This is a genomic window from Spirosoma jeollabukense (genome assembly GCF_054777855.1).
The window spans coordinates 39,737-63,830 of the sequence record NZ_BAAHAD010000014.1 but is presented as its reverse complement, the minus strand read 5'-3'; the positions used below and the strand labels follow the sequence as shown (position 1 = coordinate 63,830).

At 48.6% G+C, this 24,094-nt stretch carries 25 protein-coding genes and 2 tRNA genes; 19 read left to right on the top strand and 8 right to left on the bottom strand.

The genetic code is table 11. The annotated features are described in order from the left end of the window. Positions 1-91 precede the first annotated feature (91 nt). Entirely contained in the window at positions 92-922 is an 831-nt protein-coding gene (locus ACYVEA_RS30635; RefSeq protein ID WP_461117183.1) for a toxin-antitoxin system YwqK family antitoxin, read from the top strand. Between the two features lie 21 nt (positions 923-943). Here the strand turns inward: ACYVEA_RS30635 and ACYVEA_RS30630 are convergent, their stop codons facing one another. From ACYVEA_RS30630 to ruvC, 8 genes are all read right to left on the bottom strand, one after another. Further along, the gene (locus tag ACYVEA_RS30630) at positions 944-1,660 is read right to left on the bottom strand and encodes a pirin family protein (protein ID WP_461117182.1); all 717 of its coding nucleotides are present in this window, start codon (positions 1,658-1,660) and stop codon (positions 944-946) included. 4 nt (positions 1,661-1,664) lie between these two features. Beyond that, complete coding sequence (locus ACYVEA_RS30625; protein ID WP_461117181.1) at positions 1,665-2,189, bottom strand: hypothetical protein; 525 nt, start codon at positions 2,187-2,189, stop codon at positions 1,665-1,667. A gap of 108 nt (positions 2,190-2,297) precedes the next feature. Next, positions 2,298-3,050 carry a dioxygenase family protein gene (locus ACYVEA_RS30620; protein ID WP_461117180.1) on the bottom strand — a complete coding sequence of 251 codons (753 nt, stop codon included), beginning with the start codon at positions 3,048-3,050 and terminating at the stop codon, positions 2,298-2,300. Positions 3,051-3,200: 150 nt separating this feature from the next. Next, positions 3,201-3,923: a LytR/AlgR family response regulator transcription factor gene (locus tag ACYVEA_RS30615; RefSeq protein WP_461117179.1), complete on the bottom strand. Its 723-nt coding sequence runs from the start codon at positions 3,921-3,923 to the stop codon at positions 3,201-3,203. Then, positions 3,920-5,032: a sensor histidine kinase gene (locus ACYVEA_RS30610; RefSeq protein ID WP_461117178.1), complete on the bottom strand. Its 1,113-nt coding sequence runs from the start codon at positions 5,030-5,032 to the stop codon at positions 3,920-3,922. The genes ACYVEA_RS30615 and ACYVEA_RS30610 overlap by 4 nt, the downstream gene beginning before the upstream one ends. Positions 5,033-5,162: 130 nt before the next feature. Next, entirely contained in the window at positions 5,163-5,432 is a 270-nt protein-coding gene (locus ACYVEA_RS30605) for a Txe/YoeB family addiction module toxin (RefSeq protein WP_461117177.1), read from the bottom strand. Beyond that, positions 5,429-5,686 carry a hypothetical protein gene (locus ACYVEA_RS30600; protein WP_461117176.1) on the bottom strand — a complete coding sequence of 86 codons (258 nt, stop codon included), beginning with the start codon at positions 5,684-5,686 and terminating at the stop codon, positions 5,429-5,431. The genes ACYVEA_RS30605 and ACYVEA_RS30600 overlap by 4 nt, the downstream gene beginning before the upstream one ends. Before the next feature lie 65 nt (positions 5,687-5,751). Then, the gene (ruvC, locus tag ACYVEA_RS30595; RefSeq protein ID WP_461117175.1) at positions 5,752-6,342 is read right to left on the bottom strand and encodes a crossover junction endodeoxyribonuclease RuvC; all 591 of its coding nucleotides are present in this window, start codon (positions 6,340-6,342) and stop codon (positions 5,752-5,754) included. A gap of 52 nt (positions 6,343-6,394) precedes the next feature. Between ruvC and ACYVEA_RS30590 the strand changes: the two genes are divergently transcribed. The 18 genes from ACYVEA_RS30590 to ACYVEA_RS30505 all read left to right on the top strand — a co-directional run bounded on the left by ACYVEA_RS30590 (position 6,395) and on the right by ACYVEA_RS30505 (position 24,035). Beyond that, entirely contained in the window at positions 6,395-7,354 is a 960-nt protein-coding gene (locus tag ACYVEA_RS30590) for a lysylphosphatidylglycerol synthase transmembrane domain-containing protein (protein WP_461117174.1), read from the top strand. Between the two features lie 76 nt (positions 7,355-7,430). Beyond that, positions 7,431-8,552, top strand: a complete 1,122-nt coding sequence (locus tag ACYVEA_RS30585; RefSeq protein WP_461117173.1) for a glycosyltransferase — start codon at positions 7,431-7,433, stop codon at positions 8,550-8,552. 79 nt (positions 8,553-8,631) lie between these two features. Further along, the gene (locus ACYVEA_RS30580) at positions 8,632-9,279 is read left to right on the top strand and encodes a polysaccharide deacetylase family protein (RefSeq protein ID WP_461117172.1); all 648 of its coding nucleotides are present in this window, start codon (positions 8,632-8,634) and stop codon (positions 9,277-9,279) included. Then, entirely contained in the window at positions 9,266-10,297 is a 1,032-nt protein-coding gene (locus tag ACYVEA_RS30575) for a glycosyltransferase family 2 protein (RefSeq protein WP_461117171.1), read from the top strand. The genes ACYVEA_RS30580 and ACYVEA_RS30575 overlap by 14 nt, the downstream gene beginning before the upstream one ends. Before the next feature lie 210 nt (positions 10,298-10,507). Continuing rightward, positions 10,508-11,314, top strand: a complete 807-nt coding sequence (locus tag ACYVEA_RS30570; RefSeq protein ID WP_461117170.1) for a TatD family hydrolase — start codon at positions 10,508-10,510, stop codon at positions 11,312-11,314. 82 nt (positions 11,315-11,396) lie between these two features. Then, positions 11,397-12,509: an asparaginase gene (locus ACYVEA_RS30565; protein ID WP_461117169.1), complete on the top strand. Its 1,113-nt coding sequence runs from the start codon at positions 11,397-11,399 to the stop codon at positions 12,507-12,509. Between the two features lie 1,076 nt (positions 12,510-13,585). Beyond that, positions 13,586-13,672 (top strand) — tRNA-Ser (locus ACYVEA_RS30560). A gap of 34 nt (positions 13,673-13,706) precedes the next feature. Continuing rightward, a tRNA-Ser gene (locus ACYVEA_RS30555) sits at positions 13,707-13,796 on the top strand. Positions 13,797-13,911: 115 nt separating this feature from the next. Beyond that, positions 13,912-14,145 (top strand): 4a-hydroxytetrahydrobiopterin dehydratase, encoded by a 234-nt coding sequence (locus ACYVEA_RS30550; RefSeq protein ID WP_461117168.1) that lies wholly within the window; start codon positions 13,912-13,914, stop codon positions 14,143-14,145. A 76-nt stretch (positions 14,146-14,221) separates the two neighbouring features. After that, entirely contained in the window at positions 14,222-14,953 is a 732-nt protein-coding gene (rsmI, locus tag ACYVEA_RS30545) for a 16S rRNA (cytidine(1402)-2'-O)-methyltransferase (RefSeq protein ID WP_461117167.1), read from the top strand. Beyond that, a complete protein-coding gene (locus ACYVEA_RS30540; protein ID WP_461117166.1) occupies positions 14,916-16,214 on the top strand; it encodes an Lnb N-terminal periplasmic domain-containing protein in 1,299 nt (432 codons plus the stop codon). The genes rsmI and ACYVEA_RS30540 overlap by 38 nt, the downstream gene beginning before the upstream one ends. Before the next feature lie 121 nt (positions 16,215-16,335). Next, positions 16,336-17,631 carry an acetylxylan esterase gene (locus tag ACYVEA_RS30535; RefSeq protein WP_461117165.1) on the top strand — a complete coding sequence of 432 codons (1,296 nt, stop codon included), beginning with the start codon at positions 16,336-16,338 and terminating at the stop codon, positions 17,629-17,631. Positions 17,632-17,825: 194 nt separating this feature from the next. After that, positions 17,826-18,773 carry a D-2-hydroxyacid dehydrogenase gene (locus tag ACYVEA_RS30530; protein WP_461117164.1) on the top strand — a complete coding sequence of 316 codons (948 nt, stop codon included), beginning with the start codon at positions 17,826-17,828 and terminating at the stop codon, positions 18,771-18,773. A 155-nt stretch (positions 18,774-18,928) separates the two neighbouring features. Further along, positions 18,929-21,643: a DNA gyrase/topoisomerase IV subunit A gene (locus tag ACYVEA_RS30525; RefSeq protein ID WP_461117163.1), complete on the top strand. Its 2,715-nt coding sequence runs from the start codon at positions 18,929-18,931 to the stop codon at positions 21,641-21,643. A gap of 31 nt (positions 21,644-21,674) precedes the next feature. After that, a complete protein-coding gene (locus ACYVEA_RS30520; RefSeq protein WP_461117162.1) occupies positions 21,675-22,037 on the top strand; it encodes a VOC family protein in 363 nt (120 codons plus the stop codon). 4 nt (positions 22,038-22,041) lie between these two features. Continuing rightward, a complete protein-coding gene (locus ACYVEA_RS30515) occupies positions 22,042-22,737 on the top strand; it encodes a SanA/YdcF family protein (RefSeq protein ID WP_461117161.1) in 696 nt (231 codons plus the stop codon). A gap of 198 nt (positions 22,738-22,935) precedes the next feature. Continuing rightward, positions 22,936-23,508 (top strand): DinB family protein, encoded by a 573-nt coding sequence (locus ACYVEA_RS30510; RefSeq protein WP_461117160.1) that lies wholly within the window; start codon positions 22,936-22,938, stop codon positions 23,506-23,508. Positions 23,509-23,594: 86 nt separating this feature from the next. Further along, positions 23,595-24,035, top strand: a complete 441-nt coding sequence (locus ACYVEA_RS30505; RefSeq protein WP_461117159.1) for an EVE domain-containing protein — start codon at positions 23,595-23,597, stop codon at positions 24,033-24,035. Positions 24,036-24,094 lie beyond the last annotated feature (59 nt).

Below are 24,094 nucleotides of genomic sequence, written 5' to 3'. Positions count from 1 at the left end.
AAATATTTAACTATCTTAGTCATCAATCAGTTGTCAACGGGGGTTATTTCTGTGTACAATGGGAGAGGTGCCCCTTGAAAATGATCGCGTGATGAAGGCACTTTTTTGGCTATTATGTGGGCTGCTGGTCAGTCAACCCATACGGGCGCAGGTTGATTCCACGGGAGTTGTTCATGATAATATAGTCCGTCGATTCCATCCGGAGTACGACGAAGAAATCATGTATTACGGCAAACGCAATCAATACTTTAGCGTTAAAATTCTGCGAAAAAACGGCACGTTACTCCGGCTCGATTCATATACATTACTGCCTAAGACACTGCCAAACGGGTTTTCATTGGATAGTGTCAACCGAATTATTCGACATGGCCCTACGAAAATCATGTATCCTGGGGGACAGCTACATATCAGCTGCGACTATAAAGACGACTTTATAAACGGTCCCTTCATGGTGTTTTATGAGGACGGTGCCATCAAACGAAAAGAACTTTATCGCAACGGGCGCGTCGCCCGGAGCCAGTGTTATACGCCGGAAGGGGATAAGCAAACCTGTGAACCGTTCTATCAGGCCGCCAAGTTCATGGGCAAGCCGAATGATCTGTCGGCTTATCTGAAACAGAAATTGGGAAACGTATTGGATGGCGAGCGCATTCGAAAAATAACGGCTACGTTGCGGATCAACGAAATAGGGCAGGTCGTTAACGTGGATGTGTCGGTTAATGCCACCACAGGAAACGATCAGCGGGTTCCGTCGGTCGTCAGCTATGTTCAGCAGATCATTCGAAATATGCCCGAATGGACACCCGAAAAGATGAACTGGAAACCGGCGTTCAACGATGGTAAGGCCATCTCGTCAAGCTGTGTGTTGACCCTGTATCGCTTCTATGGAGGTATTCAGAGCAACATGTATTTTAAACTGTAGCTGCGTTCTGTTTCTACGCGACTAACTACGTAGCGGAATTTCCATCAACAGCACGAGGGCATCGTTCGATAAAGCCTCGAATTCAATAACTGGTTCCTGTCCGTTCGTCAACGACAAGCCATCGCGTTCGTGTAGTAACCGATCCTGAACTTCGAAAACACCGCTCAGCACAAAGACAAAAACTCCGGTAGTTTCCGGGTTTTCTAACGGATAAATACCATCGTTCCGACCGTCAAATTTCCCAATGAAGCCACGGCTACGTAGTGCGTTCTCGTTCACTGAAAAAGCGGATAGCAGGTTGTTTTTATTCGATAAATCAAAACTGGTTTGCCCGAGGCCGGGCGTAAAATCACTTGAGTTATTCGTCAGCCAGATTTGGACGAAATTGATCAGTTCCGTTTCATAGGGATTGATGATTTCATAGCTCATACCGTTGGCCAGCGAGAAAATCTGAACCTGACCTGCTTCTAGGAAACCATCTCCCAGACTGCTTTTGTATTCAAGCCCGCCAACAATCGGGAGAATCACTACGTCGGTGTCTGACTCAACCTGCATCCTGATACGATTCCCGGCTGTTAACGTATCGTCATTTACAACCTGCAAAGCCCCAAACGGCATTTTGTGCTCGTCAGCGTACTGGCCAAATGAAAAGCTGTGGTAGCTTCTGAAATAATCGCGTTGTGAGCATCCGCGCTGGTCGGCCAGATACAACTGCGCCTGAAGTTGGGTATCCATCATTGGCTTACTGAAATTGACCCGGTTGAAAGGAGGATATGCTAAGGTAGGGTTGCAGGGCGATCATGTCCGTATCGATTTCTTTGCCATCCCGCAAGGCTTCCCGCTGATCGCCGTAGGCGATAAATAGTTGATTGTTAAGCGTATCAATCCAGGTCAGCGGATCGCTGTAAAAGGCGATGGCGATTTTGTGGGCCTCCTTATTCTGCACGTGCGATTGAATGATGTCGAACTTGAATTGCGTAAACGGGAGGCACAATTTGCCGGAAACGTTCGCTATATCTGGAATGAGCTGATTCAACTGCCGGATGTAGCCAATGGCGGCCGTACTCGTCAGGTAGTGCAGTTTGTCGGCATGGGGGACATGCTCGACCAACTCCTGGAACGTAGCGTATTGGTTCTCCTGGTTATAAAATTGAGCCTGCATGAAAAATTCCATGTAGGTATCCTCAAACACGAATTTGTCCCACGCTTTTTGAGAAGCTGCGTCGATGATTTTCCGATAACACAAGCGAATAAGTCCTTTGGCCATTTTTTTGAGATTCAACACAGAGCCACAGAGATTGAGGGTACTGATTTGAAAAAATCTTTGTGTTCTCTGCGGTCCGACGCTTCGGGGGCTCAGTGTTGAAAATAATTTTTATGCACTTACGACAACATTGAACGCCAGTACGTATCCGGCTGAAATACTGCCCGTAACCGTGGCTATTTCGGTGGCGTAGGAATCAGAAAATACGTTATCCCGCTCATTTTTTGTGTCTTGTGCACCTTTCGTGTAGCCATACGCTTGTGCCGTTGTATAAACGGTATTCGAGATATCATATGGGAAAGCAATTTGCGTAACCAGCAGCGATTTCCCGGACGAATTATACACATGGACGTGAATGTGGGGCGCCCGGCCTGAATACCAACCCGGAAAAATAGATGTAAACGTCACCAGGCCGTTGGCGTCGGATGTTTGACGGCCCCGCAGGAAATCGACACTCGTGTAATTGACGCTTTGCATGCCGGTTCCGCCATATTCGGAATAGTACCCGTCTTTGTCGCAGTGCCAGATGTCGACGAGCGCACCCGATAAGGCAGCGCAACTGTTGTTGTTATTTTTGATCGTAATGTTGATCGTGAACGCGACTCCGGTTCGATCCGAACGGATGTCACTCCGGACGAAATTGGCCGGCACTTTTGTTGGAAACGGCCCTTCGGTTTCGCTGGGGGAGACAGCGCAATTACTTGACGAACTACCATTTGAGGTGCCCGTTGACGTACTGGTACCCGTGGTGGTGCTGGTAACCGGATCAACCGTTGACGAAGAACAAGCGCCAACCATCGGTGCTACGGCCGCCATACCCAGTAAGCTCCCAAACCCTCTTTTCAAAAACTCAATCCGTTCCATAGTTATTAGTTAGCAGAAAGTAAGATTACGTTGTATACCAATCACTACGACGACAGCAGGCATATCGTTGCCCGGCGCGGTCGTTTTGCGGTAAACAGCCCAATTGTGTCGGTTAATGAAGTGTTTTAGAAAGCCCGGTGAAGACAGAGGCTACGTACCGAACAGCTGGAAGAAGTCGGCCTCATAACTGGCGCCAATTGGAATCTCGCGACCCGCCAGCAGAATCGTCTTGTTCTGTACGGCTTCGATGCGGTTGAGCGGCACAATGTACGATCGATGTACCCGAATGAATCGCTGGGTGGCCCGGCCGGTTTCGGGAAGTTGTTGCAACATGGCTTTCATGGTCATGCGGCAAACAATAGGTTTGTCGCGCTGGCGATGAATTTTGAGGTAATCATCCAGGCCTTCGATGTACAGAATATCGGTTAACGGCACCTGATACAATTTGTAATCGGCCCGGACATATAGATACGTTTCGTTCGTCTTATCAGGCCGTTGCTGCCACTGATGAAATCCTTCGGCTTTATTGACGGCTTGCTGAAACCGCTCGAATGTGAAAGGTTTCAGAAGATAATCGACAGCGTTCAGATTGAATCCTTCCACGGCAAACTCGGCGTAGGCAGTCGTGAAAATAACCATCAGTGGTTGAGGATCGGGCTGTTGCGCGGTGGACCGATAAAAATCAATACCCGACATCGACGGCATATTTATGTCTAAAAACAGGAGATCAGTCGGGAACTGCTCCAGATGCCGCAGTGCTTCGTCGGTACGGGTAAATGTCTTTTGCAGATCAATAAAGTCGACCTGCTGGCAGAAATGTGAAAGCACGCGCAGGGCAGGGGGCTCGTCGTCTAAAGCAATCGCGCGAATCATGACAGGGTGATGGATAAATCGACCGTAAAACTAGCTGGTTTGTCGTCGATAATCAGTTGATGACGATCTGGATACAAGAGTTGTAGCCGGGCTTTCGTATTGGTCAAACCAATGCCGCTGGCCACCGCCGTTGGTTGAAATACCCGTACTTTTTTATTCACTACGTAGCAGCGCAGGGTATTCCCCTGCATGGAGATACTAACCTGAATGGCCGACGGTTCTTCGGGGCTAACACCGTATTTGAATGCGTTTTCGATAAAGGAAATCAGCAAGAGGGGGGCGATTTGTTTACGATTGGTATTGCCTTCAATCGTGAAATCAATTTGTGCCGTATCGCCCAGCCGCAGTCGTTGCAGGGCAATATATTGCCCAATGTATTCCAATTCGTTACGTAGCAACACTTGGTTTTTCTGTGATTCCTGAATAACGTAGCGCAGAAACGACGACAGTTTGACAATGGCATCGGCCGTCGGTGGCGATTCGATAATGGCCAGTGAATAGATACTATTGAGCGTATTGAACAGAAAATGGGGATTAATCTGGGCTTTCAGATAAGAGAGTTCGGTCTGGATCTTTTCGCGTTCCGTTTCGCGCCATCGGTTGTTGATACGTAGCGCGAGGGCTAACAGGAATCCAACCAGTGTCAGGAAAAAAGTCTGGCTCAGCTCAGACGGTAATCCTGCCCGCTGCGGGCCAGATTCCGGAAATCGGCCGGGTGGGAATGGTGGCGGATCTCCGTCCGGGAAGGGTGGTGGCATCCGTTCCAGGCGGTCTATGGATGGCGGTGGACCCTGACGCATCGCTGGCCGATCCCGTCCCTGCCGATTAATGACAACAAGGGTGCTTTCGATGAGTAAAAAGCAACCCACTGAACAGAGCGTGTAGAGAAAATACTTTCGCCTGAAAAACAGCTTCGGAATCAGGACGTAGTAATTGGTGTAAAAAAAGGCAATCGTCAGCAGGTACGACACCAGGTTGCGCTGCTCATGTGGGTTGACGGGGAGTTCCGCCAGCTTTGAAAAACCATCCTCCGCCAGAACATAGGGTAGGCTGAGAAAGGCAAAGCAGCTAAGCAGGTGAATCGCGACTTGCGTAAACCGATTATTCATGGGAGAAAGTTACTCCCGAATCCGCTAAACTGGCTTTATCGCTACGTTGAATTGCGGTTTACAGGCCGAATGTGTCGGTGAATAGACAGAGTGAGATAGAGTATCCAAGAAACAGAAGCAGTAAACAACACTATTTGTCGCTGTAGTGACCTTTAACCGAAATAATCAGAATATCTCCGTTGGTATCAATTTTATAAACAAGCCGATGCTCGTCAGTAATTCTACGAGACCAGTAGCCGGAGAGGTTTCCTTTTAACAGTTCGGGTTTGCCGATTCCCTCAAATGGGTGTCGTCTAATGTCTCGAATAACTTCATAAATACGCTTGAAAACCGATTTGTTGTAAATTGCCCAATCCGTGTAATCGTCAAATGGATCTTGTTCAAAGATGATATTTCTCATTTAAGCAGATTCAGCGAGAAATCATCAAATTGCTCATTTGTCATAGTGACTTTGTTACGTCCAGCCTCCAAATTTTGGGCAGCTTTTTCTAATCGGGCAATATATTCCGCTGTTGATTCGGGTTGAGTCAAGTTAAAATCAGTTGCCGAAGTGACCGTAATATGCAATTCACGGTCATTTTTAAAGAGTCGTTTTAAGGACTCTAAAAACTCATTATCTAACTCATCTTTCCGTATGGTGAATGTCGTTTCCATAAGTTGTATTTGTTGTAGAAAACTACTATTATATATATTCAAAACGCAAATGAATTACGCTTCGTTTACATAATCCGCCCCGAATTCTCGCTGACAAACGCGCCCCAAGCCCCTTTTTTTGTCTTCTTTCCCGGTGCAACAGGCAAGGCGTTTTCGTGAAAATGGTGGCAAATGGCAATAGCCAGCGCATCCGTTGCGTCGAAAAACTGAGGATCTAAGGTTTCCTTCAGCAGATGCCCGACCATTTGTGATACCTGGTCTTTTGTTGCGTTTCCGTTGCCCGTTACCGATTGTTTGATACGGCGGGGGGCATATTCGACAATGGGGATATTTCGTGATAAAGCTGCTGCCATCACGACGCCCTGCGCCCGGCCCAGCTTGAGCATCACCTGCACGTTTTTTCCGAAAAAAGGATCTTCAATCGCCATTTCGTCGGGGTGATATTCGTCGATCAGCCGCACAATGGTTTCGTAGAGTTTCTGGAGCTTCAGTTGATACGTACTATATTTGGTCAACTGAACGACGCCGTATTGCATCATGCTCATGACGCCCCCTTTCACCGCAATGATGCCGTAACCGGCAACTTGGGTTCCGGGATCGACACCGAGAATAATTTTTTCTTTGGTGATGGCAGATAAATTTGGCGCGATAATCATAATTGGGGTGGGGCAGTAGGGTCTTATACAAAGTAACGTGTTCTCATCTGTTTTGTCGCTGAAACCAGGTAAAAAAATCATCGTCTGGGCTAAAATTGCTGTTTTTGTTGGCCTTGTTGTCTACATCGGCTATGTGCTCCGCCAACAGCCGTTCGACTGGACAATGGTGCGCACGCAACTTCAAACGGTCGAACAGCCTGAGCGTTGGGCCATGGGACTTATCCTGCTCACGCCTGTAAACTGGGGGTTCGAGGCCTTGAAGTGGCAAATCCTGCTCCAGCGCGTTCAGAGAACAACCTTTTGGGATGCCTACCGCGGTGTTCTGGCGGGCGTATCGCTGGGGTTTGCATTGCCGGCGCAGTTGGGCGATACGGCTGGCCGGGTGCTTTCACTACGTAACCACCGGGCTGAAGCCGTGGGTGCGTCGCTGGTATCGGGCGGCATGCAATTCTATGTAGCACTGGTTTTTGGGTCGATTGCCTGGGCGCACCACCTGACCGTGGCGCCTGAGCGCGCTACACCCACTGGACAATGGTTGCTGATTTTAGTGGCGATTCTATCGTTGGGTGGTGTGGGGTTCGGACTGGTACGGAAACGGCTTGTCCGGTGGTTGGGGAAACGTCCGGGCCTGAGCCGATTTGCTGACTACTGGAACGTAGCAGGACGCTATTCGGATAAAGAAATTGGTCTGGCACTTAGTATGGCCGCCATACGCTACGTTGTTTTTTCGATTCAATTTTACCTGGCGATGCGGCTGGTGGGTATACGCTTACCAATGGATCGTTCGGCGTCGGGCATTGGCTTGGTATTTCTGGCGAAAACCATCACGCCCGCGTTCAATCTACTGAGTGATCTGGGCGTTCGGGAAGCGGCTTCCCTATGGGTATTTGCGCCGTTTGGGGTGCCAGCACCAGTGCTGATTACGGCAACGCTGACGCTCTGGATCGCCAACGTCCTGACGCCTGTACTTGTCGGACTTATCTGGGTCTGGAAACTGAAGATTAGTCAATAGTCGTCAGTCAACCGTCTATAGTGGGATTCTGGTAGGCTATTAAGTAAGAAGCGATGACTGTATAGTAATGACTTTAATGACGATTTTCTTACTGGCAGTTAGCCTGCTTTATGCGCTGTTTACGCTAACACTCTGGGTCGCCTGGTTGCGAATGCCCCGGTTTCAGGCCGGGTCAAGCTTAGCTAATGGTCCATTCATCACCGTCATTATTCCTGTTCGCAACGAGGCTGATAACATCGGAAACCTATTGAATGACCTCCGCCAGCAAACTTACGCGCGTTTTGAGGTCATTGTGGCCGACGATTCATCCACGGATGATACGCTACGTATCGTTACAGCATACGCCGGACAGGCTCCCTTTGCCCTTCACCCTCTGCCCTTAACCAACGAGCGGACGGCATCGCCCAAAAAGCGGGCAATCACCCAAAGTATCGCGCTAGCTACTGGTGATCTGATCGTTACGACTGATGGTGATTGTCGGGTGGAACCCCGTTGGTTGGCTACACTGGCCGCTTTCTACCAGAAAACGGGGGCAAAACTGATTTCGGCCCCAGTCACCTTTACCACCGAACGTAGCGTCGTTGATTCGTTACAAACGGTCGAATTTTCCAGCCTGATCGGTACCGGTGCCTGTACGCTAGCCCTTGGTTATCCAACCATGTGCAATGGGGCCAACCTCTGTTACGTAAAAGAAGTATTTAGCGAAGTGGGCGGTTTTGCTGGCGTCGATCATCTGGCGTCGGGCGACGATGAGTTTCTGATGCATAAAATTGCTGCGCGCTATCCGGATGGCGTTCAATTTTTGAAAAACGCCGACGCTATTGTCCGAACGCAGGCGCACCAATCCTGGGTGGCCTTCTACAATCAGCGGAAACGATGGGCCAGTAAGTGGAAGGCTTACGATAGCTATTTGCCCTCGCTGCTGGCGGTGTTTGTTTTCCTGAGTAATGTGGCTCCGGTCGTAGCAGTGGCGGGTTGGTTACTAGGATTTTTAAACGGAAATATGGCTCTTTTCGTTATTGGCCTGAAAGCCATACCGGAGTTTTTGTTTTTACGCCAAGTTCTTGTTTTTTTACAAAAAAAATCATCGGTAGGCGTCATTCCATTGACCCAATTGATCTATCCGCTCTATGTGCTTTTCTTCGGGCTGGCGGCTCAGGGAAAAGGCTATATTTGGAAAGGACGAAATCTTAACTGATGTATGGTGTATGCTATAGGATGTATGCCTTTGAGTACATCATATTTCATACATCCTATATCATAAATCATACATCCCTTTGTCATTCTTTCTGCATAAGTCTAATTTTTTGCTCAGAACGGTATACCCCGAGTTCTGGTGGAAGATCGAAGATAGGGTCGAACCAACGATTTATCTGACGTTCGATGATGGGCCAATTCCGGTTGTGACGGAGTTTGTGCTGGAGCAACTGGATAAATTTGCGGCACAGGCTACGTTTTTCTGCATTGGCGATAATGTCCAGAAACACCGGGACATTCTCTACAAAGTACTGGAAGCGGGGCATATGGTCGGCAATCACACGTTTAATCACCTGAACGGCTGGAAAACGGATGATGCGACCTATCTGGAAAATATCCAAAAATGCCAGGTGCAATTAGGCGTTGAAACGGCTCTGTTCCGCCCACCTTATGGGCGGATCAGAAAGTCGCAGGTGGCGGAGGTGCTGGAAAATTATTCGATCCTCATGTGGGACGTATTGACCGGTGATTTTGATCGCAAATTGCCCGCCGATGTGTGTCTGCGTAAAACCATTCAATATACCGAACCGGGTTCCATCGTCGTCTTCCACGATAGTCTGAAAGCCTGGCCGACGATGCGCTACGTGCTGCCCCGGATGCTGGCTTATTTTTCGGATCGCGGTTACTCTTTTCGGTCTGTTCCGCAGCCTACTTATGCTGGCTACTGATCAATCAGCCGCGCACCGGTCAGGCCCGAATTATCCGCAGATTAGTATCCTGATTGCCGCCCGCAATGAAGAAGCAACGATTCTGGATTGCCTGAAAGCCATCAGTCAACTCGATTGCTCATCTGATGCTGTTGAAGTGCTGATTGGCAATGACCAGTCTACCGACCGAACTGGATCGGTTGTCGCCGACTTTATCGCTGATAAAGCAAATTTTCAGCTCGTTACCATAATCGAAAATAGGGCAGGTTTGGTTGGGAAAGCCAATGTACTGGCCCAGTTAGCACGCATGGCGCGTGGCCAGTTTCTCTTTTTTACAGATGCCGATACGCGAGTGCCGCCCGAATGGCTCCCCGACATGAGCCGTCAGTTTACGCAATCGGTGGGTATCATTACGGGTATTACGTTGCCCACGGGCCCGAAACTCTTTCACAAACTTCAGACCATCGACTGGCTTTACAACCTCACCCTGACGCATTTGATGAGTAGTGTGGGCGTTCCCGTTACTGCTATGGGCAACAATATGGCTGTCAGCCGGGTGGCTTACGAGGCCGTTGGCGGGTATGAATCACTGCCGTTTTCGGTAGTTGAGGATTACACGCTGTTTCAGGCAGTTGTGGCCAAAGGTTACGACTTTCGCAATTTGCTAAGTGAACAGGTGCTGGCTCACACAAAGCCTGTTGATACGTTCCGGGCGTTCCTGCAACAACGTAAACGCTGGATGCGGGGTGCTATGAGCTTACCTGTCTGGATGGTTATTTCACTGTATGCACAATACCTGACGCTGCCGCTTTTGGTGCTGCTCGCCTGGTTCTCACCCGCGCTGGCTGTTGCTCTATACGTAGTGAAACTGTTTATTCAAACGCTGGTCATTTCATTTGGATTAGGTCGGCTGCGGCAAACCAACTTATGGCCTTACGCGTTGCTATTTGAGATTTATCAACTCATTATCGGACCGCTATCGGTTATTTTTTACTTATCACCCACGCCCATTAATTGGAAAGGAAGGAAATATAGCTAGTTGTAAGTCGGAGAGTCGTAAGGCATAAGTAGATTACAGTAAGAATGCTTATGCCTTACGACTCTCCGACTTACGACTAAATTTACTTAGAAACTATCTGAAAATTATTTCTTACTTGGTCTGAAACCCCCTCAATCCCCTGAAGGGGACTTTTCTCCCTCTCTAACAAAGTCCCCTTCAGGGGATTGAGGGGGTTTCAAACAGCTTCTTATGACATTTATTGACACCCACGCCCACATTTACGACGACCAGTTTGATGAAGATCGGGAGGCAATGCTGCATCGTGCTGAAAACCAACTGGTAAGCCAGATCTGGATGCCCAACTGCGCCCGCGAAACTGTGCCCGGCATGATGGCACTCGCCGAAACATACCCCGAACGTTGCCTGCCGATGATGGGCCTGCATCCAGCCTACGTTACCAGTACGTTTGAGGATGAGTTGGCTCATGTAGAAGACCAACTGAATCGCCATGCGTTTATGGCCGTTGGCGAAATAGGCCTGGATTTTTATTGGGATATGAGCTACGTAGATCAGCAGTTCGTTGCCTTCGAAACGCAGTTGCGATGGGCCGCAGCACAGAAGTTACCCGTTTCGATGCATACCCGTTCCGGTCACGATCGAAACGCCTTTGCCGAAGCCGCTGATCTCATCGAGAAATTAGCACTACCCGGGCTGACCGGTATTTTTCACTGCTTCGTTGGCACGCTCGACGAGGCTAATCGAGCCATTGAGCTAGGGTTTAAACTCGGTATTGGCGGGGTTAGTACATTCAAAAACGGGGGATTACACAACGTACTACCGCACGTTGACCTGGCGCATCTGGTGCTTGAAACGGATGCGCCTTACCTCGCGCCAGTTCCATACCGGGGTAAACGTAACGAACCTTCTTACGTACAAATCATAGCCCAACGTATTGCCGACCTGAAACAGATTAGCCTGGATGATGTGGCTCGCCACACAACCGCTAACGCACTGTCCTTACTGCCAGCCCTTTACGCTAATTTATTGCCGGGTTGACATAGCTAATTGCCAGGCCGCATTCGGCGTCAGTCCGTATTGCTTTTGACAAAAACTACGGGCTGAAGTCCGTCGATACAATATGCCTTACAAAACAGTTTATATTAACCCCAGTATTCTGAATCGTCCACGTGCCTCGGTTTTGGTTATTTACACCGGTGGTACGTTTGGCATGGTGTATGACCAGAAAACCAGCCAACTCATTCCCTTCGATTTCGAGCGTGTGCTGGATCGCCTACCCGAATTGCACCGGCTGGATTTTGAGATTACCATGCTCACGTTGCCCGAAATCATTGATTCGTCCAACATGAAACCGACGATCTGGGTCGAGTTGGCACAAATCATTCAACAGAATTACGAGCAATATGACAGCTTTGTCATTCTACACGGTACTGATACGATGGCGTATACGGCGTCGGCGCTGAGTTTTATGCTGGTTGGTCTGAATAAACCGGTTATTCTGACGGGCGCGCAATTACCCATTGGAGTGGCCCGTAGCGACGCCCGCGAAAATTTTATTACGGCACTTGAAATTGCTGCCGCAGTGGACGCTGCCGCCGTGGATTCGGCCGCCACTGGAGACCAGAAAAATGGCCGCCCGATTGTTCCGGAGGTTTGCGTGTATTTCAATTCATTTCTACTGCGAGGTAACCGTTCCACCAAGCACGAGAGCGTCCAGTTTAATGCGTTTACTTCGGAAAACTATCCACATCTGGCCACTGCGGGTGTCAGTATCGACTACAACCGGCCATTCATTCGGCCGTATCAACCTGAACAGTCCCTGACACTACGTACTACGCTGGATACGAACGTAACGATTCTAAAGCTCTTTCCAGGCATTACGCAACCGGTGGTAGAATCCATTGTTACCATTAAAAACCTGCGGGGGTTGGTACTTGAAACCTTTGGCGCTGGAAATGCGCCTACAGACAGGTGGTTTCTGGACACGATCAAAGACGCGATCGACCGTGGAGTCATGGTGTTCAACGTATCGCAGTGCGAGGGTGGCCGCGTTACGCAGGGTCAATACCAGACCAGCAAAGAACTTCAGCAAATCGGCGTTGTAAGCGGAGCCGACATTACAACAGAAGCCGCTATTACCAAACTCATGGTGTTTCTGGGTAATGAAAGCAATCCATCGGCGTTGCGAACACGACTAGCCCAGTCTCAAAGTGGGGAAATGGCAGACCAATGAAGCAGTATTATAGAAAAGTCAGTTTACTGAAAACTTCATAGAACGGCCTTATAAAAAAACGATTTGGATTACGCCGAGCCTTTTTGGACTTGAACTATCCACTTCTATGCCAGTTCGAGATTCATGGAAGTACTTATATTCCTGCTCATCGTGAGTACACTCTGGTTATTACTAAGCCTAATTACAGTCCTCTCGAATCTTCGCGACAACCGGTTATAACTGTCGGATTTTGCTTTTTTTCTCATTTGCATCTTACTCTTTGCCGTCGTTATTTGGCTTAATCTACCGGTAGGTAATGATATTTATTAAAATATTATATCAGTAACATTTCGTGTCTGGTTGTTGATGGTTACCTTTGAGTTTTATTTATCGTGTGCTTCAACAACCATGAAAAAGAAGACTCTTCTTCCTATCCCCGGTCCCTGGACGCTTATTATCCTAATTAGCGCAACTGTCTTCTTTCTACTTGTTCGGGGAATTTTGCGTTTATTCTAAGCGTGTATCCTTTCTAGTTTCACTCCCTGATTAGTTTCGTTTATATTAAAATAATATTAAAATTACTTAAGTATAAATCCTCATAGTTTGTGGTAAGCGTATATTGGGTCTATTTCACTTCCATTCCTATGCTTACTAAAAAAATTTCACTCCCCGGTCCCTGGACGATAGTAATGGCTCTAGGCTTTGCGGTATTTGTTTTAATCGTCCAGTATATTATAAACTTGTTTTAACAGTCATACTTCATCAGTGGTGATCCTGAGCTACTTTCAGGGTGGATCTAACTAAGCTCATTTGGCATCAAATTAATAAAGCTTCCATTGTAGGGTACTTTTTTAATAAATGTGGACATTTGCCGGTTGAGTAGTCTTTCTTTTATCTACTCAGTTCCAACAAGTTACTACCAACTGCTTTTTTTCTTCCAGGCTAGTTCTTGCTTTTCTACTTCTCTTCTTGTTATTTCGCGTTCCGGTTTGCGATTACGTTCGTATTTTTCAGTGATCTACGAATAAACGGTCTACAAAAACGCGCAAATAGAAATAATCAACTGCCTGTTTATCAACCAAATAGGTGGTTTTACTAGAGAGGTGTCCGAGTGGTTGAAGGAGCACGCCTGGAAAGTGTGTATGCGGGAAACTGTATCGAGAGTTCGAATCTCTTCCTCTCTGCACCGCTCATAAGCGGACGTACGACCAACAAAATAGAGAGCTGCCAGAGTGGTCGAATGGGTCTGATTCGAAATCAGAAGTACTCGCAAGGGTACCGGGGGTTCGAATCCCTCGCTCTCTGCCAAACTGATGCGTAACCAACTTAATGTAAGTTGGTTACGCATTTTTATTTAATCTGGTAGTTAACAAGGCTCTTCACTTCACTGTTGACTCCTAACCATTGACTAACGACTATTTTTATGTGGCAGGAACAGGACAATCAACTCACCCGCGAGTTTACGTTTGCCAATTTTAGTGAGGCTTTTGCCTTTATGACCCGAGTGGCCCTCGCTGCCGAGAAGATGGATCATCATCCCTGGTGGTCGAATGTGTATAATCAGGTGACGATTAAACTGTCTACCCACGATGCCGGTAACGTAGTGACTGAAAAAGACCGTAAACTGGCCGCCGTGATTGATTCCTTGATTGGTTAGTCAACGGCTGTTAGTGATTAGTCAATAGGCGTATTCTCCGTACCAATGACTGACGACTATTGACTAGTTTTGCGTCATGAAATTGTACCTCGTGCCGACGCCCATCGGTAATCTTGACGACATTACACTACGGGCCATTAAAATTCTGCAAAGCGTAGACGCGATTCTGGCCGAAGATACCCGTACGTCGGGCGTGTTGCTACGTCATCTGAACATCAGTAAGCCGCTACATAGCTACCATATCTTCAACGAACATCAGACCGTACAGCGATTGGTGGCCCAGTTGAAAGAAGGGAAAACGTTGGCGTTGGTGTCAGACGCAGGAACGCCGGGAATCTCAGATCCTGGTTTTTTACTGGTACGCGAATGTATCAAAAATGATATTCAGGTAGAATGCCTGCCCGGCCCAACAGCCTTTGTACCAGCCCTTGTTAATTCGGGCTTACCCAATGATCGGTTTACGTTCGAGGGATTTCTGCCGCACAAAAAAGGTCGTCAGGCGCGACTGGGCGAACTGGCAGGGGAGGAGCGAACCATGGTTTTCTACGAATCGCCCCACCGATTACTCAAAACCCTTCAACAGTTTGCGGATACGTTCGGAGCTGAACGCCCCGCCAGCGTATCCCGCGAATTGACCAAGAAGTTTGAAGAGAATCAACGGGGTCCGTTGTCGGAGCTTATTACGTACTTTGCTCAAAAAACGATAAAAGGTGAACTTGTCGTTTGTGTACAGGGAAAAGAACCGAGCCGGGGAAAAGCTAAACGAGTGTATGACAACGACAGTGATGACAATGAAGACGATGAGTAATTGGGTAGGGGTAAGGGGCAAGAGGCATAGGGCAACGAAGTGGTTTTCCATTTTACTACTTTTCCTTGGTCTATCAGTCTTCACTTCTCATTCACCAGTCGCCCAAAGTGCACCCGTTAGCCAAACGCTGTCGCCTGCTGCGCGGATGAGCCTGATTACGTATGGCCCCGGTGATGATGACATTTCGTCGGTGTTTGGCCATACCGAAATTCGGCTTGTTGATCCGGCACTTGGCATTGATCGGGATTACAGCTATGGCGGCTTCGACTACAATGCTGACGGGTTTATTCTTAAATTCTTACGGGGTACGTTGCCCTATCATGTCGCGGTTTACAACATCTACCAGGTCATGTATTACTATCAGCAGACGAACCGGAGTATTCGGGAACAGTCGCTGAATCTTTCCCCTGCCCAGCGGCAACGGTTGTTTGCGGCTCTGGAAAAGAATTATTTACCCGAGAATCGCGAATACCGGTATAAGTTCTATTATGACAACTGCTCGACTCGTCCCCGCGACATGATTGTCGATGCCTGTGGTGATAGCCTGACCATTCCATCCCGGTCGCGTATGACCGGCAAGTCGTACCGCGATCTGATGAATGAGTACCTGAATGAGCGCCCCTGGTATCAATTAGGCATGAACCTGGCGATTGGACAACCCGCCGATGAGCAGACCGATGGCTGGCGGGCCATGTACCTCCCCAATGAATTGCATGACCAGCTCGCCCGGGCAACGTTGCGGCAGGCCAATGGACAATCGGTTCCGCTGGTCCAGAGCGAACAAACGATTTTTGCGGCTCAAAAATTATTTCGTCAACAGGTTCCCTTCTTTTTCGATCCCGATGTGGTCTTCACGATCCTGGGCATTATTGTCGCACTATTTACGATTCGGCGGTATATGGTGGCCGGAAAAGTCGATCGCTGGTTCGACCGCCTTCTGTTCGGCACCGTAGGCTTTCTGGGCTGGTTTCTGTTCCTGCTGTGGATGATTCGGGACGACGGTGTTACGGGCTGGAATCCAACGTTACTCTACTTAATGCCGCTGCACCTGCCCCTGATTTACTGGGCAACCAGTTCGAAAGCTACCGCCCGGCGCCGGACTCTGTATTTTGGCATTACGTCGGTTCTGATTCTGCTCGGGATTTTTTTATCGAACATACCCGGCGGTTTCGATGTGGTCTTCCCCCTGACGTTACTTATTCGGTGCATGGTGAATATACAACTGAACCGACGCGTTCAAACCCCAGCACTGATTGACTGAGCTGCGTTTGATCTGCACCGGCATTGATCCCAGTCAGATCAAAAGCAGATTTCTACGGCTGATTATAATTTCGACGGAAGTTGCTTTCTCTGAATGAAGAACAAATCGTCCCTCTCATTCCATGAAAAAACTACTTTTCCCCAGTTTGCTGCTGATCTGGGTTAGTCAGGTGCTGGCTCAACCTGTCGAACGTTTCGTTAAAGTTATTGTCACGCCCGACCATGCCGACTGGGTGTATAAAACGGGTGAGCCGGTTAAATTCAACGTATCAGTCTACCGAAACAACGTATTGCTGAAGGGCGCTAAACTACGCTACGAGATTGGACCCGAGAAGATGCCGCCTGCCAAAAAAGAAACGGTTACGTTGCCCGACGGTATAGTCGCGCTAGACGGCGGCACCATGAAGACGGCGGGTTTTCTGCGCTGCATTGCTACCGTCGAGTTGGATGGTAAAGAGTATCGGGGGCTGACAACCGCGGGATTTGACCCACAGGTCATAAAGCCAACTGTTGCTAACCCCACCGATTTTAAGGCATTCTGGGATAATGCCAAAGCGGACCTGGCCAAGATTCCAGTGGATGCGCGGATGACGTTGCTACCGGAACGCTGCACCGAACTCACCAACGTGTATCACCTTAATTTACAAAATATCAATAATTCCCGCTTCTACGGAATTTTGTGCGTTCCGAAAAAAGAAGGAAAATACCCCGCCATTTTGCGTGTGCCGGGCGCTGGTGTTCGGCCCTACAATGGTATGATTGCCGAAGCGGAAAAGGGCTTCATCACGCTCGAAGTCGGTATTCATGGTGTGCCGGTTACGATGGACCCCGTTGTTTATGAAAACCTCAGCCGGGGACCTTTGAATGGCTATCCAGCGGCTAACCTCGACGACCGTGACCGGTATTACTACAAACGGGTTTATTTAGGTTGCGTACGGGCCGTAGATTTCCTGGCCAGCCTACCGCAATATGATGGCCAGAATATGGCGGTTACGGGCGGAAGTCAGGGGGGCGCGCTGAGTATCGTTACCGCCGGACTTGATTCCCGCATCAAGTGGCTGGGCGCTTATTACCCGGCTCTATGCGACGTAACGGGTTACCTCAACGGTCGGGCAGGGGGCTGGCCGCATTTGTTCGCGGGTAAAGAACTGGATTATAATAACAAACCCGACCGTATCAAAACGACGGGTTATTATGACGTAGTGAACTTTGCGCGTTTCGTGAACGTACCGGGTTATTATTCGTGGGGCTTCAATGATGAAACCTGCCCGCCCACATCCATGTACGCGGCCTATAACGTCATCCCTGGCCCCAAGATGCTGGACGTTACTTACAAAGACACCGGTCACTGGACCTATCCGGAACAAACCGAAAAGATGACCGCCTGGCTGCTGGGCCAACTGAAAGGAGGGAAATGAGCTGAATAATAGGTTTTCATTCTCGTCGGGTTTTAACCCGGCGCAGTTGCCAAATTAGATTGTCATTGAAAAATTGCTAGTATGAGTTAGCAATTGATTAATGTCAGGCAACTATCAATTGCGCTGGGTTTTAACCCGGCGGGAATCAAAAGTAATAAACGCAACCAAACTGGTGGATTTTTCGTAGAAATAGAATGAAACTCTTTGTTAATAGTGCGCTCAACGATTCGCTTAAAGCCGAACTTCGGCAACAACTTTCAATTGATCAGGACGCCGAACCCATAACGATCGTTTTTCGGCATGATCTTCCCGTCGACCAGCAGCAGGCCGAGTTTCAATCGGCGGAGATGGTGCTGGGTAATCCACCTGCCGCCTGGTTTACCGACCCTGTGCCGAATCTGAAATTCTGGCAGTTGGATTCGGCCGGGTTCGATGGCTACAAACATGTGCAGCTAACGGCGTCCATTGCCAACATGGGCGATTACTTTGCCTGGCCCTGTGCTGAAACCATGCTGGCGGGAATTTTAGCCATGTACCGGCGTATTCCTGAATTGGCAGTGCTGCAAAGTCGGTCCGAATGGGTGGGTGCCCCCATCCGTGAGCGTATGGATTCACTACGTCATAAGGAGGTGGTTATTCTGGGGACGGGTACCATTGGGCAGGCCATGCGCCAAATGCTGAGAGGCTTCAATTGCGAGATAAAGATGCTGGCCCGTACTGATCTCCATGCTGATTTACACACGGCGGATCAACTGAAGGCCGTGTTACCGCAAACGGATATTGTTATCAATTGCCTGCCTGGTACGGCAGTGGGGTTCTATTCGGCTGATCTGATCGGGGCGATGAAACCCGGTAGCCTGTATGCCAATGTAGGGCGGGGCACCACCACCGATGAGCCGGCCCTAATCAGGGCCTTGCAAGCGGGGAAACTAGCCGGCGCTGTACTCGACGTAACGGCTAAAGAACCCATTCCGGCCGATAATCCGCTCTGGACATTGCCGAACGTTTTGCTGACGCAGCATACGGGCGGAGGGCAGCCCCATGAAGATGCCGGGAAGGTGACGCAGTTCCTGCGCAATTTCAGTCGTTTGCGCGCCGGGGAACCGTTGGAAAATGCAGTAGAGTTGGGACGGGGCTATTAAACCAACGAAACTACGTAGTCAGCGAAATTGGCCTTTTTGAGCCTTTGGTGCCTGTTTTTTCAACTTTTCTTTGTATATTTAAGGAGTCGAACGCTATACGTAACGTTCTCCACATCCGCCAATAAATCTAGTGGAATAGTTCCTGCAACAAGTCGATGACAAACGAAGAAAATGAACTACCAATGGACGACGATCAATTGCAGCCCGACGCGGAGTTAACTGCCGACGAAACTGTACCGACCGACGCCGTTGAGCTGAATGATGCCTCAAGTGAACCACCTACCCAGGCCCTGCATGATCAGACGGTCGTGTCGGGCCTATATGAAAATTACTTTCTCGATTACGCATCCTACGTTATTCTCGAACGGGCCGTACCGGCTGTAGAAGACGGGCTGAAGCCCGTTCAGCGCCGGATTCTGCACGCTCTGAAAGAGATGGACGATGGACGCTTTAATAAAGTGGCCAACGTGATCGGGCAAACGATGCAGTTTCACCCGCACGGCGATGCGTCCATTGGTGAAGCGCTGGTCAATATTGGTCAAAAAGAACTCCTGTTCGATACCCAGGGAAGCTGGGGCGATGTCCGGACGGGCGATGGCGCGGCTGCTCCGCGTTACATTGAAGTACGGCTCTCCAAGTTCGCTCAGGATGCTGTTTACAACGACAAAACCACAGAATGGCAACTTTCCTACGACGGCCGGAAACGAGAGCCCGTTACGTTGCCCGTTAAGTTTCCGCTGCTGCTGGCACAGGGTGTAGAAGGTATTGCCGTTGGGCTTTCAACCAAAATCCTGCCGCACAACTTTAATGAACTGATTGAGGCCTCGATCAATATTCTCAAGGATAAACCGATCTCGCTGTTCCCCGATTTTCAGACCGGAGGCCATATCGATGTCAGTAATTACAACGATGGGCATCGGGGTGGCAAAGTGCGGGTACGGGCCAAAATTGAGGAAATTGACAAGAAGACCCTCGCCATTCGCGATGTGCCTTATGGCATAACGACCTCACAATTGATCGATTCGATTGTGAAGGCGGCTGAGGTAGGAAAAATACGGATCAAAGCGCCGAGCCGGAACGTAGCAGCTGTGGTCGATAATACCGCCAAGGACGTCGAGATTCTGGTGCATTTGCAACCCGGTGTCTCACCCGACGTAACGATTGATGCGCTCTACGCCTTTACCGACTGCGAGGTGTCCATTTCGCCCAACGCCTGCGTGATCATCGGCGACAAACCCCACTTTGTCAGCGTCTCGCAGATTCTGCGGGTCAATACCCATCAAACGGTGCAGTTGCTGCAACGTGAGCTGGAAATTCGACGTAGTGAGTTATTGGAGCGGCTGTTGTACAGTTCGCTCGAAAAGATTTTCATCGAGAATCGGATTTATCGTAAAATTGAAGAGTGCGAAACGTTCGAGGCCGTTCTTGAAACGATTGATAAAGCGCTTAAACCATTCAAAAAGCAGTTTTACCGGACTATCGTTCAGGATGATCTTATCCGCCTGACAGAAATTAAAATCAAGCGGATTTCCAAGTTCGATGGCTTCAAGGCGGAAGAGTTAATGCGTCGGCTGGAGCAGGAACTGGCCGAGACGGAAGATAATCTGGCTAACATCACGCGCTATGCCATTGCGTATTACAAAGATCTGCAAAAGAAGTATGGCAAAGGCCGCGAACGCAAAACCGAGATCCGGGCGTTTAACACCATTGCCGCGAGCGTTGTGGCGGCTGCTAACCAGAAACTGTATGTTGACCGCGAAGGGGGTTTCATCGGTTCAGGTCTGAAGAAAGATGAGTACGTTAGCGATTGCTCGGATATTGATGACATTATCGTGTTCCGGCGCGATGGCAAGTGCATGGTCGTGAAAGTGGCCGATAAGGTGTTTGTCGGAAAGGACATTGTCTACGTAGCGGTATTCAAGAAAAATGACGAGCGTAAGATTTATAATATGATTTATCTGGACGGGAAGTCGGGCATTTCGATGGCCAAGCGATTCCCCGTCACGGGCGTTACGCGTGACCGCGAGTACGATCTGACGATGGGCAACCCCAAATCGAAACTGACATATTTCAGTGCGAACGATAACGGCGAAGCCGAAGTCATTACCGTAAATCTGACGGCGCAGAGTTCGGCCAAGATCAAACAGTTCGACTTTGATTTTGCGTCCATTGCGATCAAAAACCGGTCGGCACAGGGTAATATTCTGACGAAATATCCGGTTCGGAAAATTACGCAGAAAACGGGTGGCGTATCGACGCTTGGTGGTGTCGATATCTGGTACGACGAGCACCTAGGACGACTTAACCGGGACGAGCGAGGTAAATTACTGGGTAACTTCGACGCTAAAGACAGTATTTTAGTGGTGTATAAAGAAGGCCAGTACGAATTGACCAGTTTTGACCTTACGAATCGATACGAGCCGAATGAGATTGCTGTTTTGCAGAAGTTTGATCCTGAAACGGTGATCTCTGCGGTATATTACGAAGCTGCGCAGAAGGCCTGGTATGTGAAGCGGTTTAAAGTCGAGACGACAACGATCGATAAGAAATTCAGCTTCATTGGCGACACAAAAGGGTCGAAGGCTTTAGCCGTAACGGCTGACAGTCATCCACGTATTGAACTTCAGCACCAGGTGAAAGACCGGGGACCCCTGGAGAAAATGGTGTTGGAACCGGAAGGCTTCATTGATGTACGAGGCTGGAAAGCCTTGGGGACCAAACTTCCCTATGTTAAAGTGAAAGAAGTTAAACTACTGGCGCCCAAGGTGGTCAAAGAGTCGGTTAAAGCTCCGTTGATTATTGAACCCATTGGTGAAGTTGCAACGGAATCAGAGGCTAAGGAGTCTGTACAGTTAGGCTTGTTTTCTTGAGAGAAATAAGGCAGTAAACGCTTACTACGTGATGGATAAACCCTTGTTAGGATTACGAACGGTACTTTACGCGGCTCCGGATCTTAGTAGCACAAAAGAGTGGTATGCGAAGGCATTAGGCATTGAACCTTACTTCGACCAGCCATTCTACGTAGGATTTAACGTGGGAGGCTATGAGTTGGGGCTCGATCCTGCTGCACAAATTGCTGATGGCAGTACAATCACGTATTGGGGTGTTGCCAATATCGAAACTGGTTTGCAACACTTTATGAGTTTAGGTGCCACTGCCCACACCGACATTCAGGATGTGGGCGATGGAATTAAGACCGCAACCATCAGAGATCCCTTTGGTAATGTGGTTGGGCTAATCGAAAATCCGCATTTTAGCTTGTAAATGAATGAACACGACCTTGGCCACTAAGTACAGCGACGATCCGCCCCAGGAAGCTGTGGGAGTCCGGGTGGTCAAGCTGACCATCAAAATCGGTATTGTATGCCTGTTTATTGGGGCAACGGTCGTGCTTATTTGCAACTGGTGGGTGGTTAGCAGTACACGCAATCAAATCTATTTCAACGTTAGCGAATTACCATCCAATGAGGTTGGTCTGGTATTAGGTACCAGCAAATTTGTCAGGACTGGTAAAGAAAATCTGTTTTTCCGGTACCGGATGGAAGCTACGGCCCGGCTCTGGAAAGAGGGCAAGGTGAAGTACCTGATTCTGAGTGGGAATAATGATTCAGAGTATTATAATGAACCGGTAGACATGCAGCGCGCATTGGTGAAACTTGGGGTCCCTGCATCGGTCATGACGCTCGATTATGCGGGTTACCGCACGTTTGATTCAGTAGTACGTTGTAAGGACGTTTTCAATCAGGAGAAAATTACGATCATCTCCCAAAATTTCCACAACGCCCGCGCGCTCTACATCGGCAATCATGAAGGGATGGAAGCCATCGCCTTTGCTGCTCAGGATGTCCCCGATGGCTATTCACTACGTACCCTTATTCGGGAGTATCTGGCTCGTCCCTACGCGTTGCTCGACGTGTATGTTGTCCGCCCGCAGCCAGAAAAAGGTAATTTGGAGCGGAGGTAAACTGCTATTCTGGGGGTGCTGTTTGTTATATAACTGGCGATGTGTATGACTCATTTACCGTGAAAACAGGCTCCTCTATTTTTGTTTTTACCCCAAGGTTATAGTCGTTTTGGCGGCAGTAGAGAAAGCGTTTCCGTGGCTTTTTTTTCGGAAGCCTGTCAATATTGATTTACCTTTGCGCTTTATTCATACTCACTTATGATTCCCAACGACGAACTAATCCGCATTATAGATCTTTTAAACACAACATACGAAGGAGAGGAAGCCTGGCATGGTCCCTCCGTCGTTGACGTGTTGCGGGGAGTAACGCCCGATATGGCCGGACGACGGATTTCTCCCAATACCCACAGCATTGCCGAGCTGGTTTTTCACATGACCAGCTGGCGCATTTTCTGCGTTAAGAAAATGCAGGGCGATGAAAAATTTGATATTACGACGCCCGATAAAAATTTTGGGGCATTACCCGATAAAATTGATGATTTTGAGTGGGAAGCTCTCGAAATGGAACTGAGTTTAAGTCAGGAAGAACTTATTAACGAGTTGGATAAGCGCGACGACGACGAGTTCCTGGAGGATGTAGTACCCGGTCGTGACTATACGTACTACGACATGTTGCATGGGATCATCAATCACGACATGTATCATACGGGTCAGATTATGATCCTTCAGAAAGCACTGGCGTCGAAAGGAATTGTTTCCCGCTACGACGATGATACCGATGAATATGGCTCACCGTTCGGCAGCAGTCAGGAACACGACGATTATTATTGAAAAAACAGTGAATAATGTAGAGTGAATAGTGAAAAATAGCTTCTCTACCTTATTCTTCACTTTTCACTCTACATTTTTCGCTTAGTTTGAACTACTGGCTCGTCAAATCTGAACCCGATCATTACGGGTGGCATCACTTTATTGAACAAGGGCGCGCCATCTGGGAAGGCGTTCGTAACTACCAGGCACGTAATAATCTGAAAGCCATGCAACTGGGCGATCAGGTCTTGTTTTATCACAGTGTTATCAAACCTGGTGTTATTGGGTTGGCGAAAGTAGTACAGGAAGCCTATCCCGATCCTACGGTAACCAATGATCCGGCACAAGCCAAATTTGGATGGGTGGTTGTTGATCTTGAACCGATAATGGTCTTCGACAAACCTGTTCCACTCGCTCTTATTAAAGCGGAGCCGCTGCTGGCAAACATTAGCCTTATCCGGCAGTCGCGGTTGTCAGTCATGCCTGTCCGTCCCGATGAATTTGAGCTGATTTTAAAAATGGGACAGAAAGAGAATTATGAATTATGAATGATAAATTATGAATTAGTATGCTAAAAAATAATTCATAATTTATCATTCATAATTAG